The sequence below is a fragment of the Mesorhizobium montanum genome (assembly GCF_033977145.1).
In the GTDB taxonomy this organism is placed as follows: Bacteria; Pseudomonadota; Alphaproteobacteria; order Rhizobiales; family Rhizobiaceae; genus Mesorhizobium; species Mesorhizobium montanum.
In genome coordinates this window covers 24,484-39,828 of record NZ_JAVIJF010000002.1, presented here as the reverse complement: position 1 = coordinate 39,828, position 15,345 = coordinate 24,484, and the positions used below count along the sequence as shown (strand labels likewise).

Here is a 15,345-nt window from a genome sequence, read left to right as displayed (position 1 = left end):
CTTGCAACCAGCGGAGGTCGCCATGACCAGCTACGCTCAAACCATAACGCGTGACAATGAACTTGGCGGCGGCGCCGCGATGGCTGCCGCTGCCGCCCTGATCGCCGTGCTTTTTGCCGGCAGCACCGCCCTGACGCCGCTTTACGTGATCTACAAACAGGCCTTCGGCTTCTCGCAGATCACGCTGACGCTGGTCTATGCCGTCTACGTGGTCGGCAATCTGGCGGCGCTATTGTTTTTCGGCCGGGTGTCGGATGTTGTCGGCCGCCGTCCCACCGCACTCGCCGCGATGGCGGTTGCCGTGGTCAGCGCGCTGTTTTTCCTCTTCGCCGAAAACCTCGCCTGGCTCGATATTGCCCGCATTCTCAGCGGTCTTGGCATCGGTGTCGGCGTGGGGGCAGGCACCGCCTGGCTTGCCGAACTGATCGAAGGCAAGGACAAGTCGCGCGCCGCCGTCATCGCCACCAGCACCAACTTCATCGGTCTTGGAGCCGGTGCGCTCATATCGGGTTTGCTCGCCCAATATGCGCCCTGGCCGCTCAGGCTGACATTTGGCGTCTATCTCGTCCTGCTGGTGCTGGTCACCCTGTTGATCTGGCGCACGCAGGAAACTGTCTCCAGTCCTGGACGGTTCTCGGATGTCTCGCTGCGACCGCGGCTTTCGGTGCCCGATAATATCCGCGCGCAATTCGTGGCGCCGGCGGTGACCGGCTTCGGCGCAATGGCGCTGGTCGGTTTCTACGCGGCGCTGGCGCCGAGCATCCTGGCGCAGCAGCTCCATGCAACCAATCACGCCGAGGCCGGCGGGCTGTTCTTCGAATTGTCGATCGTGGCGGCGGCGACCATTGTCGGCACCATCTGGCTCTCCAGCCGCTCCACCATGCTCGCGGCACTGGTCCTGATGATCCCGGCCGTGGCGCTGGTCGTCGCTGCACAGGTCTATGCTTCGATGGCACTCATGATCGCGGCAACGGCGGTCTGCGGCGCGGCGGCGGCGCTCGGTTATCGCGGCGGCCTGCAAGTGGTCAACCAGATCGCCCCGGCCGACCGCCGCGCCGAGGTGGTGTCGGCCTTCTTCATCTGCTGCTTCTGCGGCAACGCTTTGCCGGTGATCGGCATCGGCATCCTGTCGAGCCTGGCGAACCCAATCATGGCAAGCATGGCCTTTGCCGGCATGATCATCGTCTTCTCGCTGGTTGCGCTTGGCTTCGGCGCCAAATACGCGCGCTGACGCAACTTCAGCCATTCGGCGTCTCCGGCAGGAGCTGCGCGCGCTGGCGTGGCACGCCGAGGCCGGTGTCCGGCGGCTCGCCAGCGGCCGGCCGGTTCTCGATCATGTGCATGGTGCGCCAATGGCCGAAGCGATAATAGGCGGCGGCCAGCATCAGCGAGGTGATCGAGCCGGCCGGAAAGCTCCACCACAACGCTTCCTGGCCGATCCAGCTCCTGAAGAAATAGGCAAAGCCGGTGCGCACAATCAGCACCGAGATGATCAGGATGATCAGCGGCGGCATGACGGCGCCGGTGGCGCGCACCGTGGCGAACAAGACGATGGTGATGCCGAACAGGATGAACGACCAGGACGCCACCTTGTTGATGTGGGCGGCGATGTCGATCGCGGTGCTGTCGCCGATGAGGAAAAGGCTGAGCACGGCGCGGTCAAAGACGAACAGCAGCGCCACCAGCGCGCCGGTCAGCACCAGGTTGAAGCCGACGCCTGAGGCCGCGACCCTGCCGATGCGGTCCCAGCGCCCGGCGCCGACATTCTGCGCCGCCATCGAGGAGACGGCGGCGCCGATCGCAAGAGCCGGCATCTGGATATAGGTCCAGAGCTGCGCGGCGATGCCGTAGGCGGCCGCGACCTGCGAGCCGTAGGAATTGACGATACCCATCACGGTGAGCGCGGCGGCCGAGATGACGATCATCTGCAGGCCCATCGGAATGCCCTTGAAGACGACGATGCGCAGCAGCGCCGGGTGAGGCTTGAGCAAAGCGAGATCGGTGCCTGCCAGTCTCAGCGGGTGCTTGCGGACGTAAAGCACGATCAGGATGGCGATCACGCTCACCGTCTGGCCTATAAGCGTCGAGGTGGCCGAGCCGGCGATGCCGAGCGCGGGGAAGGGGCCGATGCCGCGGATCAGCAGTGGATTGAGCACAACGTCGAGAACGACTGCCAGCGCCATGAAGAAGAACGGGGTGCGCGAGTCGCCGGCGCCGCGCAGCACGGTCATGACGAAGGACAGGAGGTTCATCATCGGCACGGCGACGAAGATGATGCGCAGGTAAGCGCGCGCCAGCGGCAGGGCGTCCGCCGGCGTGCCGAGCCCGGTGAGGATGGCATCGACCCAGATCCAGCCGCAGACCGCGAACACCACCGAGACGAGGAAGAAGAAGGTGGCGCTGGTGCCGACGATACGCTTCGCCTCGGGCAGGTCGCGGGCGCCGACCGATTGCGCCACCAGGATGGTCGCCGCCATGCCGATGCCGAAGACGGTGCCGAGGATGAGGAACAGCACGAGGTTGGCGTTGGAGGTGGCAGTCAGCGCCGCTTCGCCGAGGAAGCGACCGACCCAGACGGCATTGATGGAGCCATTGAGCGACTGCAGCACGTTCGAACCCAGCACCGGCAACGCAAACAAAAGCAGAGTGCGCGGGATAGGGCCGCTGGTCAGATCGCCGACGCGCCGGCGAGTGGGCTTGCTGTCTTCCATGGCGGGCACCGAAAATGAATCAGGCCCGCGATGCTATCGCAGGCCTGACGCTCATGCATCCCATTACGGTTGGGACGGCTGCCGCAGCGGCCGCCCGCATTCCATTACTGGGTGGTGGTTCCGGAAAGGCCGGGCAGGGTGACCTGGTAGACCAGGAAGGTGGTATCGACGTCGGCGCCATCCTCGGCCTTGTAGGGCGCGCCGACCTGGAAGCCGTCCTGGGTGAGAAAGTCGTTGTCGTTGGCGACGAACAGGAAATAGTCGTCGGGCAGCGTCGGATCGAGCACCGAAGCCAGCGACATCGCCTCCCACTTTTCCGAAAGGTTGTTCTTGTCGTTCGGCGCGCCATTGTGCAGGCCGAAGCGGCCGAGTTCGCCCTTGTCGTTGATGTCGATGAACGGCGTCAGCTTGGCAGCGGTCACCGACGGGTCGAGCACGCCCTTCGGCGCGACCGGCTTGTCGGCGGCGTCGAACGGGCCGTTGGCGATATCGGTAGCAGCGGAGAGGTCGACGATCTCGATCTTGCGGTAAACTGACTCGTCGCCCTTCACGCCCTGGCCGTTGCCGCTGTCGCGCGCGATCATCAGGAAGCTCTTGTCGGTGAGCGCCAAAATCTCGCTCTGCGCGGCGACCTTGGTCTTGCCCTTGGCATCCTTGAACACCGGCAGCGGCACGACATATTCGTGCGCCAGCTTGAGATGGGCGAGATCGGAAGCGTCATAGACGAGCGCGCGCGTATTCTGACGCGTCGCGCCGGAATCGCCGCCATCCTGGCGAGGCGCCGATTGCAGCACGGCGATCAGGTACTTTCCGTCCGGGGTCATCGACATGCCTTCGAGACCCTGGTTGTTCTGACGACCGGTCTCGGGATCCTTCGGATCGGGCTCGGCCGCACCCGGGCCCGGATTGTCGGAAGCGAAGTTCGGCTTGCCGTGGCGCATCGGCACCAGAGCCGCAGCCGGCTGCGTCGCCGACATCAGGCGGCCGTCGGCCGAGAAGCGGTAGATGTTGGGGCCATACTCGTCGGAGATGAACATGGTGCCGTCGGGCAGGCGCACGATCGCCTCGTCGTCCAGCGCCAGCTTGCCGTTGTCGGCCTGCGGCAGCATCGGCATGTCGCCGGCGGCCGGTCGCACGCCGTTCAGCGGATCGAGGCCGGTGGTGTCGGCGCCCTTGTCGTCGGTCAGAAGTATGGTGTCGGCAAGCGTCGCTTTGACGCCCGTCTGTTCCTGACCGGCGGCGGGCGCGGCGCCCGGCGCGGTCGGGGTCAGCTCGATGGCGATCGTGTTGACGCGCGCGCGATAATCGGTGGTGCCGACGACGTTGTAGCCGCGATCCGGCAGCAGCCAGAGCGAACCCTTGTAGCCGGCGCCGTCGCGTGACCAGCCCCTGGTATCGATCGCCATGCCGGAACCCGAACCGAAAGTCTCGCCGAATTTGTCCTTCTGGCTGGCCGGAATGCGGCCGACGCCGACGAGCCCCTTGTTGACATAGGCAACGCCATCGGCGAGCGCCGGGGTCAGGGCGGTGAACAGGGCAAGTGCCGCGCCGAGCGCGACGGTTCGGTTGAGATGCTTCATGGATATCCCCTTCTTGACGAGCAAAGCGGCCATTGGCTGAAAGGGCGCGGCATCGACGATGCGGCCAGCCCTTGCCGTTGAGCGGTCTAGGACTTGAACGTGATGGTTGCGTGACAGGAGGGGTGCACTCTCCCTTCTCCCCTTGTGGGAGAGGCGCTCAATCGCTCTCCCGCGCGATCAACTCGAGCGGCCAGACTTCGCGCGTGATTCGTGTGCCTTCGGGGCCGGCGAAGGCGGGAAGGGAGGCCAGAAGCATCTCGGCCAGCCGCCGGCCCATAGCCTCGAGTGCTGGACGGAAGGCAGTCAGCGTCGGCGAGAAGTAGCGGCAGAGTGGCGTGTCGACGATGACGATCACGGCCATGTCATGGCCCGGCTTGATACCCATCTCGGCCAGCGCCTTGCAGCCGCCAAGCGCCATCGCGTCATTGTTGAAGATGATCGCCGTCGGGGGGTCCTTGGAGCGCATGACTTGCGGCGTCACCTGGTAGCCGCCGGTCTCGTTGATGAAGCCATCGGCGATCAGGTCGGGGTCGACCTCGATGCCGTGCCGCTTCAGCGCCTTGCGGTAGCCGTCGAGGAACAGGTAGCCGAAGTTGAGATCAAGCGAAGGGCGGATGGCGGCAATGCGGCGGTGGCCGCGCGCGACCAGCCGCTCGACGGCTTCATCACCCGCCCTCTCGAAATCGATATCGAGTGAAGGATACGTGTCGCCGCCGGACTGACTTCGGCCAAGCGTGGCGAAGGGAAAGCCGGCCTTGCTAAGATAGTCGATCCGATCGTCTTCCCTTCGCGTATTGGCCAACACGACCGCGTCGGCCCGGCGAGTCTCGACCACGCGGCGCAACCGCTCCTGCTGATATTGGCCTGGCTCACCCATGACGACCATCAGATCCAGGTCATGCTCGGCAAGCCGCGCCTGCAACCCGGTCAGGAACGGAATGAAGAAAGGCTCGCCATATTGCTGGTCGCCCGGATGCGGCTGCAGCATGAAGGCGATGGAATGGGTGGCGCCCTGCCTGAGGCTGCGGCCGGACTGGTTCGGCGAATAGTTCAGCTCCCTGGCCGCCTCCAGCACGCGCCGGCGCGTGTCGGCATTCACGTCGGCACGGCCGTTCAGCGCGCGCGATACGGTGCCGATCGAGATGTTCAGGTGACGCGCAAGATCGTGGATGCTGGACGCCAAGGACGGTTCTCCCCCTGCCTTGGCTAGCACTGGCTGCCGCTCAGGCCAAGGCTTGAGGACGATTTTCGAGAAGCAGCCGGTTGACATTCTATGCCATCGGGTGTGTTCTCGTAAACGTTTACGGAAAACGTTCGCGGTGATGCCGTCAATGCCGTGACACTCGGCCTGGAGGGGCCGAAGGGAGGAGCGCTGGATGATGAAGGTCGTCCTGGTCGGGTGCGGAGCGATGAGCAAACGCTGGCTCGACGCCGCAAGGCAGATCGACGGGCTGGCCGTTGTCGGCCTCGTCGATCTCGATGTCGAACGGGCGCAGGCAAGGGCACGCGAATACGGGCTTGCCAGCGCCGTCATCGGCACCAGCCTCGATGCCGTTCTCGATCAGACCAAGCCCGACGCCGTGTTCGATGTCGTGGTCCCCGCCGCCCGGCGCGAAGTCGCGCTTTCGGCCTTTGCCCATCACTGCCACCTGCTCACCGAAAAGCCGCTGGCCGACAGCCCCGACAATGCTCGGGTCATTATCGCGGCGGCGCGCCGCGCCGGTCGCATCCATGCCGTGGTCCAGAACCGGCGATATGTGGGCAATGTCAGGCGGATCAGGCGCTTCCTCGACTCCGGTGCCATCGGCAAGCCGACCAGCATCCACGCCGACTTCTTCGTCGCGCCGCATTTCGGCGGCTTTCGCGAGGAGATGGCGCATGTACTGCTGCTCGACATGGCGATCCACACTTTCGATGCCGCCCGCTATATGGTCGCCGGCGAGCCGGTCAGCGTCTATTGCCAGGAATGGGAGCCGGCCAATTCCTGGTACCGGCAGGGATCGTCGGCCAGCGCTGTCTTCGATCTCGGTGGCGGCAAGGTCTTCACCTATGCCGGCTCCTGGTGCGCCGACGGTTTCCGCACGAGCTGGGAGGGAAGCTGGCGCATTGTCGCCGAGCGCGGCAGCGTGTTGTGGGACGGCCATGACGGGTTGAAGGCGGAGGTGGTTGCGTCCGGCCGCGACGGTATAGTCGACAAGACCGCGCCGATCGACGTGCCGCTGCTCGATCCCGCCGACCGCGTCGACGGCCATCTCGGCATCATCCAGGATTTCATGCACGCGATCGAGACCGGCACCGAGCCGGAGACGCGCGGCACCGACAACATCAACAGCCTGGCCATGGTCTTCGGCGCGATCGAAAGCGCCGAGACCGGACGGCGCGTGGCGATCGCACAGGAAACGCAATGATGCCGAACCCGCTTCTCGACATCAGGATCGGCACCATGGTGCGGGCCAATCTCGACGATCCGGCCGCCTATGTCAGGCAGATCCTGCCGCTCGGCTTCGAGAGCATCCAGCCCTTCTTCTGGCAGACGCTGGGCGGCAAGGATCTAAAGCGCCTGGCGGGCGAAATCCGCGAAGCGATCGGCGACGCCGACGTGGTCGTGTCGTCGATCGGGGTATTCGGCAATCCGCTGGAGAGCGGCGAGGTCGACCGAGGCGTGCTCGCGGCCTGGGAGACCGTCATCGACCACGCGCATCTGTTCGGCACTTCCATGGTCTGCGGCTTCACCGGCCGCATCCGCGGCAAGAAGCTGACCGATAGCCTGCCGCGTTTCCGCGAGGTCTGGGGGCCGCTGGCCAAACGCGCCGCCGACAAAGGCGTGCGGATCGCCTTCGAGAATTGCGCCATGGACGGCAACTGGGCGAGTGGTGACTGGAACATCGCCCACAATCCCGATGCCTGGGAGCTGATGTTCAACGAACTGCCCAACGACAATCTCGGGCTGGAATGGGAGCCCTGCCACCAGCTCGTCTACCTCATCGATCCGATGCCGCAGATCCGCAAATGGGCGCCGCGCATCTTCCACGTCCACGGCAAGGACGCGACGGTGCGCTGGGACGTGATCCGTGAGCATGGCGTGTTCGGGCGCCTGCCATTCGTGCAAATGCGCACGCCCGGCTTCGGCGACAGCGACTGGACGCGGGTGATCAGCGAGTTGCGGCTCGCCGGTTACAAGGGCGCCATCGACATCGAGGGCTGGCACGACCCGGTCTATCGCGGCGACCTCGAGATCACCGGCCAGGCGCGCGCGCTCGACTATCTGAAGCAATGCAGGGGAGGGGCCAGCTACCTGCCCAATCCGACTTGAGTACCGGCCGGCGGGAGGAGCCGGCCAGGAACTGCGGCGCTACGCCGATCCATGTCGAAAACCCTCCGTTTGGGGGGATCAAAAAGGGAGGAACGTGCATGAGCATGACGACCAGAAGGACTGTTCTGCGCTCGACCGTCGTGGCGGCTGCCGCGGCGCTCTGCGCCTCGATCTCGACCTTGCAGGCGCAGGCGCTCGACGCGCAATGGTGCAAGGACGTCCACATCCGCTTTTTCGTCGGCGGCGCCGAGGGCGATGCCTTCGGCACCATCGTCTACAACGGCGCCAAGCAGGCGGCGGCCGATCTCGGGCCGAAGGTCGACTACATCTTCTCCCAATGGGACGCGGAGAAGATGGTGCAGCAATTGCGCGAAGCGGTCGCGGTCAAGCCCCAGGGTATCGCCATGATGGGCCATCCAGGCGACGCCGCGATCATGCCTTTAGCCGAAGAGGCGCATAAGGACGGCATCAAGATGATGTACCAGAACGTCCCGGTGCCAAAGGTGACTGCCGCGTTCGGTGGCGGCTATGTCGGCGCGCAGCAGGAACAGCAGGGCCGCGCGCTCGGCGCCGAAGCGTTCAAGCTCGGCAAGCTCAAGGCCGGCGACAAGGCAATCATGATCGGCCCGTTCGAGAACGAGAACCGCGGCGCGCGCGAGCGCGGCACGGTGGCGGCGTTGAAGGAAGCGGGGGTCGAGGTCATCCAGCTGTCCTCGCCGCCGAGCGGCGAATGGGCTTCCGACCCCAACCTCGCCATTCCGGTGATCACGGCGGCGCTCCTCAATCACCCGGATATCAAGGCGGTCGGCTATCCCGGCGGCCAGATGCTCGGCAATGTCGCAACCTACATGCAGGCGGCGGGACGCAAGCCCGGCGATATCTTCAATTTCGGCTTCGACACCAGTCCGCAGATCGTCGAGGGCTTCAAGGGCGGCTGGGTGCAGCTGACGGCCGACCAGCAGCCGTTCCTGCAGGGCTATCTGCCGATCCTCAGCCTCTGCCAGCAAGTGGTGCTGGGCCTTGCGCCGATGAACGTCGACACCGGCGCCGGCTTCGTCACGCCGCAGAATTACGAGATCGTCGCCGAGCTGGCAAAGCAGGCGCTGCGCTGACCTCCCAAGCCGCCGGCCGGGATTATTGCCCGGCCGGCGAGACGACCGCCAGACAGACAATGCAAGCGAGGATCGCATGAGCGAACGCATCATCGAACTGCGCGACATCAAGAAATCCTATGGCCAGGTCTATGCGCTGGGCGGGGTCAACCTCAGCGTCGATCGCGGCGAGGTGGTCGGCCTGATCGGCGACAACGGCGCCGGCAAGTCGACGCTGATCAAGATCCTGTCCGGCGTGGTCAAGCCGACCAGCGGCGATATTCTTGTGCGCGGCAGGCCGGTCACCGGATGGAGCGCGGCACGCTCGCGCGACGCCGGCATCGAGACGGTGTTCCAGGACCGGGCTCTGGCTGTGCAGCAGACCATCGTGCGCAACATCTTCATGGGCCGCGAGCTCACCGGCTTCCTCGGCTGGCTGAAGGTCAACAAGGAGATCGAGGAGGCGAGCCGGCTGATGCGCGAGATCGGCTTCACGTCGAAAGTGTTCACGCCGCACTCGATCGTCGGCCAGCTCTCGGGCGGCGAGCGCCAGGGCGTGGCGATCGCGCGGGCCATCTACAAGCAGGCCGAGCTGATCATCCTCGACGAGCCGACGACGGCGCTGTCGCTGACCGAGACCGCCAAGGTCTTCCATTTCGTGCGCCAGGTCCGGGCGAGCGGCCGGTCGATCCTGTTCATCGGCCACAATATCCACCACGTTTTCGACATCGCCGACCGTTTCCTCGTGCTCGACCGCGGCAAGATGGCGCTGACGGCCGACCGCAGCGAGATCAAGTCGGCCGAGGACCTGATCAACTTCATGGAAGACGTGGCGCATCCGGGCGGGTTGCCGGGCCTGCACGAAGGCGGAGAAGCGGAGCAGAGAGCGTGATGAGCAAGGCCATGGAACCCGATCTGCAAACTCCTCTGGGAAGAACAAGCGGCCAGGCAGGCAAGGAATGGAGCCATCCCTCCGAGCACTGGCTGCGCGGCTTCGTCCTCGACAACCGCGCGTCGCTTGGCACGCTCGCCGTGTTCATCATCATGATGGCGGTCTTCATGATCGCCAACCCGACGGTCTTCACAACCTGGTATCTCTACAGCGCCGTGCTCACCACGCTTCCCGTGGCGCTGTTCGTGGTCGTGCCGCTGGTCTTCGTCGTTACCTGCGGCGAGATCGACCTGTCGTTTCCCGCGACGATGGGTTTTGCCTCCTGGGTCTTCGCGCTGGTGGTGCAGGCCGGCTACGATCCGTTCCTCGGCATTGCGGCGGCGCTGGTCACCGGCACGCTGCTCGGCTTCCTCGTCGGGTCGCTGGTGGTCTATGGCGGGCTGTCGTCGCTGATCGCTACGCTCGGCATGAATTTCCTGCTGCGCGGCCTGATCCAGATCATCAATGAGGGCAGATCGACTTCGCTGACCAGCCTTGCCGACAGCTGGGCCTACACGATCCTCTCCAGCCAGATCTGGGGCATTCCGGTGCAGATTTTCTGGGCGATCGCCTTCGTCGTCTTTTCGGCGCTGCTCTACAACCGCCACCGCTTCGGCGCGCAGGTCAAGGTCGTCGGCGACAATCCCGACAGCGCCAAGCAGATGGGCATCGACGTCAAGCTTGTGCGGGTGAAGGTGTTCGTCTTCACCGGCATCGGCGCGGCGATCGCCGGCACCTTCTCGGTGATGATCAACTTCACCTGGTGGCCGACGGCGGGCGACGGCTATCTCTTGCCGGTGCTGGCCTCGGTGTTCGTCGGCGGCACGCCGACCTGGGGCGGTATCGGCACGGTGGCCGGCGGCGCCATCGGCGCTGTCACGGTGTCGTTCATCCAGACCGGCGTGGTGGCGGCGGGCCTGAGCGGCTTCTACGTACAGTTCTTCAACGGGCTGATCATCATCCTGTCGCTGCTCGGCCACAAATGGAACCAGGCGCGATATCGATAGGACGGGAGATTTCGGCCTCGGTCCGTCGTGACCGTCAGACCCCGACCACAAACCCGTCCAGCACGCGTTTCTGGCCGGCCTTGTCGAAGTCGATGGTGAGCTTGTTGCCGTCGATGGCCGCGATGTTGCCGTTGCCGAATTTCTGGTGGAAGACGCGGTCGCCGACGTTGAAGGCCGACGGCGTGTCGGCGACGGATTTGGCGACCAGCTCGCCATCTATGGTGCGGCCCTTCACCGAGGTGCGGCCGGCGCCGTAGCCCGAGTCGGTCTCGCCATAGCCGATGCGCTCGACCTGGTGTCCGGAGCGCGTGCCCCAGTTGCGGTCGGTCGCCTCGGTGCGGTTGGCCTGCGCGCGCTGCCAGCCGGGCGTCGCATAGGTGTTGGAAAAGCTGCCCTGATCCTTGGCGCCGATATTGTCGAAGCGCGAGGCGCCATAGGGATTTTGCCGGCCGCCACCGCGCCCTGAAGCGAAGGCGCCGCCGCCATAGGGATTGCCGTAGCCGCCATAGCTATTGCCGCCCTCGGCGACATCGACATGGGTTTCCGGCAATTCGTTGACGAAGCGCGACGGGATCGTCGATTGCCACAGGCCGTGAATCTGGCGGTTGGAGACGAACCAGATATGCAGGTTCTTCTTGGCGCGCGTCAGCCCGACATAGGCGAGCCGGCGCTCTTCCTCCAGGCCGGAGCGGCCGCCTTCGTCCAGCGCGCGCTGGTGCGGAAACAGGCCTTCCTCCCAGCCGGGGAGAAAGACGGTCTCGAATTCGAGACCCTTGGCCGAATGCAGCGTCATGATGCTGACGGCATCCTGCGACTCACCCTGCTCAGCCTCCATGACCAGCGCCACATGCTCGAGGAAGGCGCGCAGCGACTCGTACTCCTCCATGGAGCGGATCAATTCCTTGAGGTTTTCCAACCGCCCGGGCGCTTCCGCCGAGCGGTCGTTCTTCCACATGTCGGTGTAGCCGCTCTCTTCCAGGATGGTCTCGGCGAGCTCGATGTGCGGCGAGGTCTCCAGCGCGTTGCGCCAGCGCTCGAAATTGGCGGCGACCTCGCGCAATGCGGCCCGCGGCTTCGGCTTCAACTCATCGCTTTCGGCGAGCGAGGCCGCCGCCTCGAGCATCGGGACGCGCAGGGCGCGCGCGGTGTCGTGGATCTGGCGGATGGTGGCTTCGCCCAGCCCGCGCTTCGGGGTGTTGACGATACGCTCGAAGGCGAGGTCGTCGCCGCCGTTGGCGACGACGCGGAAGAAGGCCAATGCATCGCGGATTTCCAAGCGCTCGTAAAAGCGCGGGCCGCCGATGACGCGATAGTTCAAGCCGAGCGTGATGAAGCGGTCTTCGAAGGCGCGCATCTGGAAGGAGGCGCGCACCAGGATCGCCATGTCGTTGAGCTTGTGCCGATTGCCTTGTCTATCGGGGCGCTGATAGGCCTCGATGACGTCGCCGATGGCTCTAGCCTCCTCCTCCGAGTCCCAGGCGGCATGGACATGCACCTTGTCGTCGTCTGGATCGTTGCGATCGGTAAACAGCGTCTTGCCGAAGCGGCCCTCATTGTGGGCGATGAGATGCGAGGCGGCACCCAGGATATGCGCGGTCGAGCGGTAGTTGCGCTCCAGCCGGATGATGGTGGCGCCCGGAAAATCCTTGTCGAAGCGCAGGATGTTGTCGACCTCGGCGCCGCGCCAGCCATAGATCGACTGGTCGTCGTCGCCGACGCAGCAGATATTTACTTTGTTTTCGCTCACGGCCGCGCGCTCGCTCCGCTCGCTGGCCCCCGCGGGGGCGGCCTGGCCGGCCGACGCCCGGTCGGGCTTGCGGCCTTCGGCCGATGCACTGCGCCCAACATTGGGCCGCTGCGCCAGGAGCCGCAGCCACATGTATTGTGCGGTGTTGGTGTCCTGGTACTCGTCGACCAGTATGTATTTGAACTTGCGGTGATATTCCTTCAGCACGTCCGGATTGGCGCGGAAGATGCGGATCGGATGGTAGAGCAGGTCGCCGAAGTCGCAGGAGTTCAGCGTCTGCAGCCGTTCCTGATACGCCTTGTAGAGCTGGCGGCCCTTGCCGTTGCCGAAACTGCGCGCATCGCCTTCTGCAATCTCGTCGGGGCCGAGGCCCTTGTTCTTCCAGTTGTCGAGCATCTGGGCGAAGGTCTTGGCCGGCCAACGTTTGTCGTCCAGCCCTTCGGCCTGGATCAGCTGCTTGATCAGCCGCACCACGTCGTCGGTGTCGAGGATGGTGAAGCCCGATTTCAACCCGGCAAGCTCGGCGTGTCTGCGTAGCAGCTTCACTCCAATCGAGTGGAAGGTGCCGAGCCACGGCATGCCCTCGACATTTTCCTCGCCGATCAGCAGGCCGATTCGCTGCTTCATCTCGCGCGCGGCCTTGTTGGTGAAGGTGACGGCAAGAATTTCCGACGGCCAGGCCTTTCTGGTGTTGAGGATATGGGCGATGCGGGTGGTGAGCACCCGCGTCTTACCGGTGCCGGCGCCGGCCAGCACCAGAACCGGGCCTTCGGTCGTTTCGACAGCGAGCCGCTGCTCCGGGTTCAGGCCCTTCAGATAATCCGGCGCGCTGTTCTGGCCGCTGCGCGCCGCCATGGCGCGCGCGGCTATGCCGGACGGGGCCGCGGGCCGCGCATTCGGTTCATCGAAAAAAGGCATGTCCTCGGAAAAGCCCGACATCTCCCCCGAATGTAGTGATTCGGGGGCGAAAGACCAGAACTGTCTACGTTTGGTAGTGTCTCAGTTTGAAATTTGGGTGCGCTCTTTTACAGCCCTTTGAAAGCTGCTCCGCATTTCCCGAATTTCCTCCCGGAGCAGATTTCGTCCTATCGCCGATCCGCAGATTGGAAGCAGCTTCCTGTCGATGTCGGGTGGGACACCACGCGCCGTCTCCCAATAGGCTTCAATGCCCTTTATGTCTGTCTCGACAAGCTTTTCTACAAACGCTTTCACTGCTCCCTCAATCATCGTTGAGGGGGCATCTGCCTGTTGAGGTGCGGGGGCTGGCGACTTGACGACCGTAACCACCTCCTCAATATGAATGATGGTTTCGCGAACTGACAAAAAGGTCGCGATCGTTCTGTCGTCCCATTCGCTTGTCGTATCGGCCTCTTGCAAAAGCTGCTGAGACTGAGAAGCCCTGCTTGGTGCTATCCCAAGCAAATGCACGCGCACGCCATAGTTTTGGGCTATCTGCACCCCAACGCGCACGTCTTCATCACCTGACAGCAATAAGGCATCACTGATAGATTTGAGGCGAGCAAGCTCGATCAAATCAGTGACGATAAGTGAATCCACGCCCTTTTGTTGACCGTGGCTATTTATGAAGCCCAACCTGAGTTTTACGTCATCCAGGTTCGCCACAAGCGCCTGATCGGACGTTGGACGCGAACCGCCGATGGCACCGTCGTACCAATATACTCGTAGAATTCGGCAGTCTGGCGCTTTCGCGTACGCAAGCGCGATTAGCTCATCGATGACGGTTGGAGCATCCAAAAGTAACTCAGAGCGAGGCTTTTTACTGCCTGTGAGAGCGACACTCCCTTGCGCGAATAGATAGCCTGCATCAACAAAAACGGCGCAACGATCCATGCCCAAGCCCACAAATAGCAAGGGCTCCCGCAGGAGCCCTTTTTATGCCGACACGACCTCGTTTATGTAGCGGGACGCGGCGGAGTAAGCATTCTTTGACACGAGTTTACGGGTTTGGCAAGCACCTTATAGGCCTAGCTCGCGAGCCTCATATAATCATCCAAATGTGTTTACAAAGGGTTTGTTCCTTAAAAAGTTATGCGTTCTCCATGCGTTTTTTATAGGACCCACGCTTGCCCGGCTTCGGCGCAACGGCGTCCATCTTCTCGCAAAGGTCTTCCATCGACCAGAGCGTCTTGGACACACCAGCGGCCATTGCCGGCGTCATTTTCAGCGTCTTGTGCATTTTGATGAAGTTGTACCAGACGGTGTAAATCGCGACCATGTGGACGTGGTTGTCGAACTTCTTTGAGAAGGCATTGGTCAAGCGCGTGAAGCGACGGTTCGCCATGCGCATGGTGAGATTTGCGCGCTCGATATGCGACGTGCTGATATGCTCCGGGTCGGGATTGCCTTCGACGCGCGTCTTGACGGCACCAGTGCAGACGGCCGGGCTGTAGCGGCGCTCTGGCGACTTGTTGCTTTCCGGCTCGCCGTACTGCTTCACAAGCATGGCGTAATCGATGTCGGCCCCAAAGGCTTCCTCGACCGCATTGAGGTAGGCGCGGTGGCCGTCCGTGGTGAGCTGGACGCGGTTGGCGAGACGGTCCTTCACGTCGTCCATGAACGCAAGCGCATATTCGCCGTCGCGACCGCCGACCAGCCACGACACGATAAGCTTGCTGTCACTATCCAGAGCTGTCCAGGTCCACACGTCGCCAGCGCCCACGACGGGCTGCTTCATGGTCGAAACGTTCTTCGCCTTCGCGCCGACAAACGACCAAATCTCGTCGCACTGGATACGCTTGGACGTGACGTTGCGAACTTCGCGGTCATGCAGATCGGCGCAGAATTTGCCGGCATCGACCAGCAGCTTCGAAACGGTGTTGATTGACACGTCGGCAACGCGGGAGATCGAACGCATCGAGCTACCCTCGCAAAGCATCGAGAGGATTTGGACGCGGGTTTGGAGGGACAGCTTGTTCATGCCCCTAATATGTGAACTTTTATGCTT

12 protein-coding genes are annotated in these 15,345 nt (G+C 63.7%); 6 read left to right on the top strand and 6 right to left on the bottom strand.

Features of this window, described 5'->3' with window-relative positions:
• Window positions 1-22: 22 nt before the first annotated feature.
• Window positions 23-1,231, top strand: a complete 1,209-nt coding sequence (locus RFM68_RS02585) for an MFS transporter (protein WP_320231090.1) — start codon at window positions 23-25, stop codon at window positions 1,229-1,231.
• A gap of 7 nt (window positions 1,232-1,238) precedes the next feature.
• Here the strand turns inward: RFM68_RS02585 and RFM68_RS02580 are convergent, their stop codons facing one another.
• The 3 genes from RFM68_RS02580 to RFM68_RS02570 form a co-directional block, all read right to left on the bottom strand.
• The gene (locus RFM68_RS02580) at window positions 1,239-2,711 is read right to left on the bottom strand and encodes an MATE family efflux transporter (RefSeq protein ID WP_320231089.1); all 1,473 of its coding nucleotides are present in this window, start codon (window positions 2,709-2,711) and stop codon (window positions 1,239-1,241) included.
• Between the two features lie 104 nt (window positions 2,712-2,815).
• Window positions 2,816-4,291 (bottom strand): esterase-like activity of phytase family protein, encoded by a 1,476-nt coding sequence (locus RFM68_RS02575; protein WP_320231088.1) that lies wholly within the window; start codon window positions 4,289-4,291, stop codon window positions 2,816-2,818.
• Window positions 4,292-4,448: 157 nt separating this feature from the next.
• A complete protein-coding gene (locus RFM68_RS02570) occupies window positions 4,449-5,474 on the bottom strand; it encodes a LacI family DNA-binding transcriptional regulator (protein ID WP_320231087.1) in 1,026 nt (341 codons plus the stop codon).
• A gap of 193 nt (window positions 5,475-5,667) precedes the next feature.
• Here RFM68_RS02570 and RFM68_RS02565 point away from each other — a divergent pair, with 193 nt between their 5' ends.
• The 5 genes from RFM68_RS02565 (at window position 5,668) to RFM68_RS02545 (ending at window position 10,633) form a co-directional block, all read left to right on the top strand.
• A complete protein-coding gene (locus RFM68_RS02565; protein ID WP_320231086.1) occupies window positions 5,668-6,699 on the top strand; it encodes a Gfo/Idh/MocA family protein in 1,032 nt (343 codons plus the stop codon).
• Window positions 6,696-7,604, top strand: a complete 909-nt coding sequence (locus RFM68_RS02560; RefSeq protein ID WP_320231085.1) for a sugar phosphate isomerase/epimerase family protein — start codon at window positions 6,696-6,698, stop codon at window positions 7,602-7,604. The genes RFM68_RS02565 and RFM68_RS02560 overlap by 4 nt, the downstream gene beginning before the upstream one ends.
• 98 nt (window positions 7,605-7,702) lie before the next feature.
• A complete protein-coding gene (locus RFM68_RS02555; protein ID WP_320231084.1) occupies window positions 7,703-8,716 on the top strand; it encodes a substrate-binding domain-containing protein in 1,014 nt (337 codons plus the stop codon).
• 76 nt (window positions 8,717-8,792) lie between these two features.
• Complete coding sequence (locus tag RFM68_RS02550; RefSeq protein ID WP_320231083.1) at window positions 8,793-9,587, top strand: ATP-binding cassette domain-containing protein; 795 nt, start codon at window positions 8,793-8,795, stop codon at window positions 9,585-9,587.
• Window positions 9,587-10,633 (top strand): ABC transporter permease, encoded by a 1,047-nt coding sequence (locus RFM68_RS02545; protein WP_320231082.1) that lies wholly within the window; start codon window positions 9,587-9,589, stop codon window positions 10,631-10,633. Before RFM68_RS02550 ends, RFM68_RS02545 begins: the two co-directional genes overlap by 1 nt.
• 34 nt (window positions 10,634-10,667) lie before the next feature.
• On the opposite strand, the gene RFM68_RS02540 is transcribed toward RFM68_RS02545, so the two are convergent.
• The 3 genes from RFM68_RS02540 to RFM68_RS02530 all read right to left on the bottom strand — a co-directional run bounded on the left by RFM68_RS02540 (window position 10,668) and on the right by RFM68_RS02530 (window position 15,318).
• On the bottom strand, window positions 10,668-13,319 hold the full coding sequence (locus RFM68_RS02540) for an ATP-dependent helicase (protein WP_320231081.1): 2,652 nt from the start codon (window positions 13,317-13,319) through the stop codon (window positions 10,668-10,670).
• A 60-nt stretch (window positions 13,320-13,379) separates the two neighbouring features.
• A complete protein-coding gene (locus tag RFM68_RS02535) occupies window positions 13,380-14,231 on the bottom strand; it encodes an NYN domain-containing protein (RefSeq protein ID WP_320231080.1) in 852 nt (283 codons plus the stop codon).
• A gap of 196 nt (window positions 14,232-14,427) precedes the next feature.
• Window positions 14,428-15,318 carry an IS1 family transposase gene (locus RFM68_RS02530; protein ID WP_320231079.1) on the bottom strand — a complete coding sequence of 297 codons (891 nt, stop codon included), beginning with the start codon at window positions 15,316-15,318 and terminating at the stop codon, window positions 14,428-14,430.
• Window positions 15,319-15,345: the final 27 nt, after the last annotated feature.

Bases quoted from the DNA above. Each gene is read 5' to 3' on its own strand.
- RFM68_RS02585 (WP_320231090.1), top strand. From the start codon at position 23: ATGACCAGCTACGCTCAAACCATAACGCGTGACAATGAACTTGGCGGC.
- RFM68_RS02580 (WP_320231089.1), bottom strand. From the start codon at position 2,711: ATGGAAGACAGCAAGCCCACTCGCCGGCGCGTCGGCGATCTGACCAGC.
- RFM68_RS02575 (WP_320231088.1), bottom strand. From the start codon at position 4,291: ATGAAGCATCTCAACCGAACCGTCGCGCTCGGCGCGGCACTTGCCCTG.
- RFM68_RS02565 (WP_320231086.1), top strand. From the start codon at position 5,668: ATGATGAAGGTCGTCCTGGTCGGGTGCGGAGCGATGAGCAAACGCTGG.
- RFM68_RS02560 (WP_320231085.1), top strand. From the start codon at position 6,696: ATGATGCCGAACCCGCTTCTCGACATCAGGATCGGCACCATGGTGCGG.
- RFM68_RS02555 (WP_320231084.1), top strand. From the start codon at position 7,703: ATGAGCATGACGACCAGAAGGACTGTTCTGCGCTCGACCGTCGTGGCG.
- RFM68_RS02550 (WP_320231083.1), top strand. From the start codon at position 8,793: ATGAGCGAACGCATCATCGAACTGCGCGACATCAAGAAATCCTATGGC.
- RFM68_RS02545 (WP_320231082.1), top strand. From the start codon at position 9,587: ATGAGCAAGGCCATGGAACCCGATCTGCAAACTCCTCTGGGAAGAACA.
- RFM68_RS02540 (WP_320231081.1), bottom strand. From the start codon at position 13,319: ATGTCGGGCTTTTCCGAGGACATGCCTTTTTTCGATGAACCGAATGCG.
- RFM68_RS02535 (WP_320231080.1), bottom strand. From the start codon at position 14,231: ATGGATCGTTGCGCCGTTTTTGTTGATGCAGGCTATCTATTCGCGCAA.
- RFM68_RS02530 (WP_320231079.1), bottom strand. From the start codon at position 15,318: ATGAACAAGCTGTCCCTCCAAACCCGCGTCCAAATCCTCTCGATGCTT.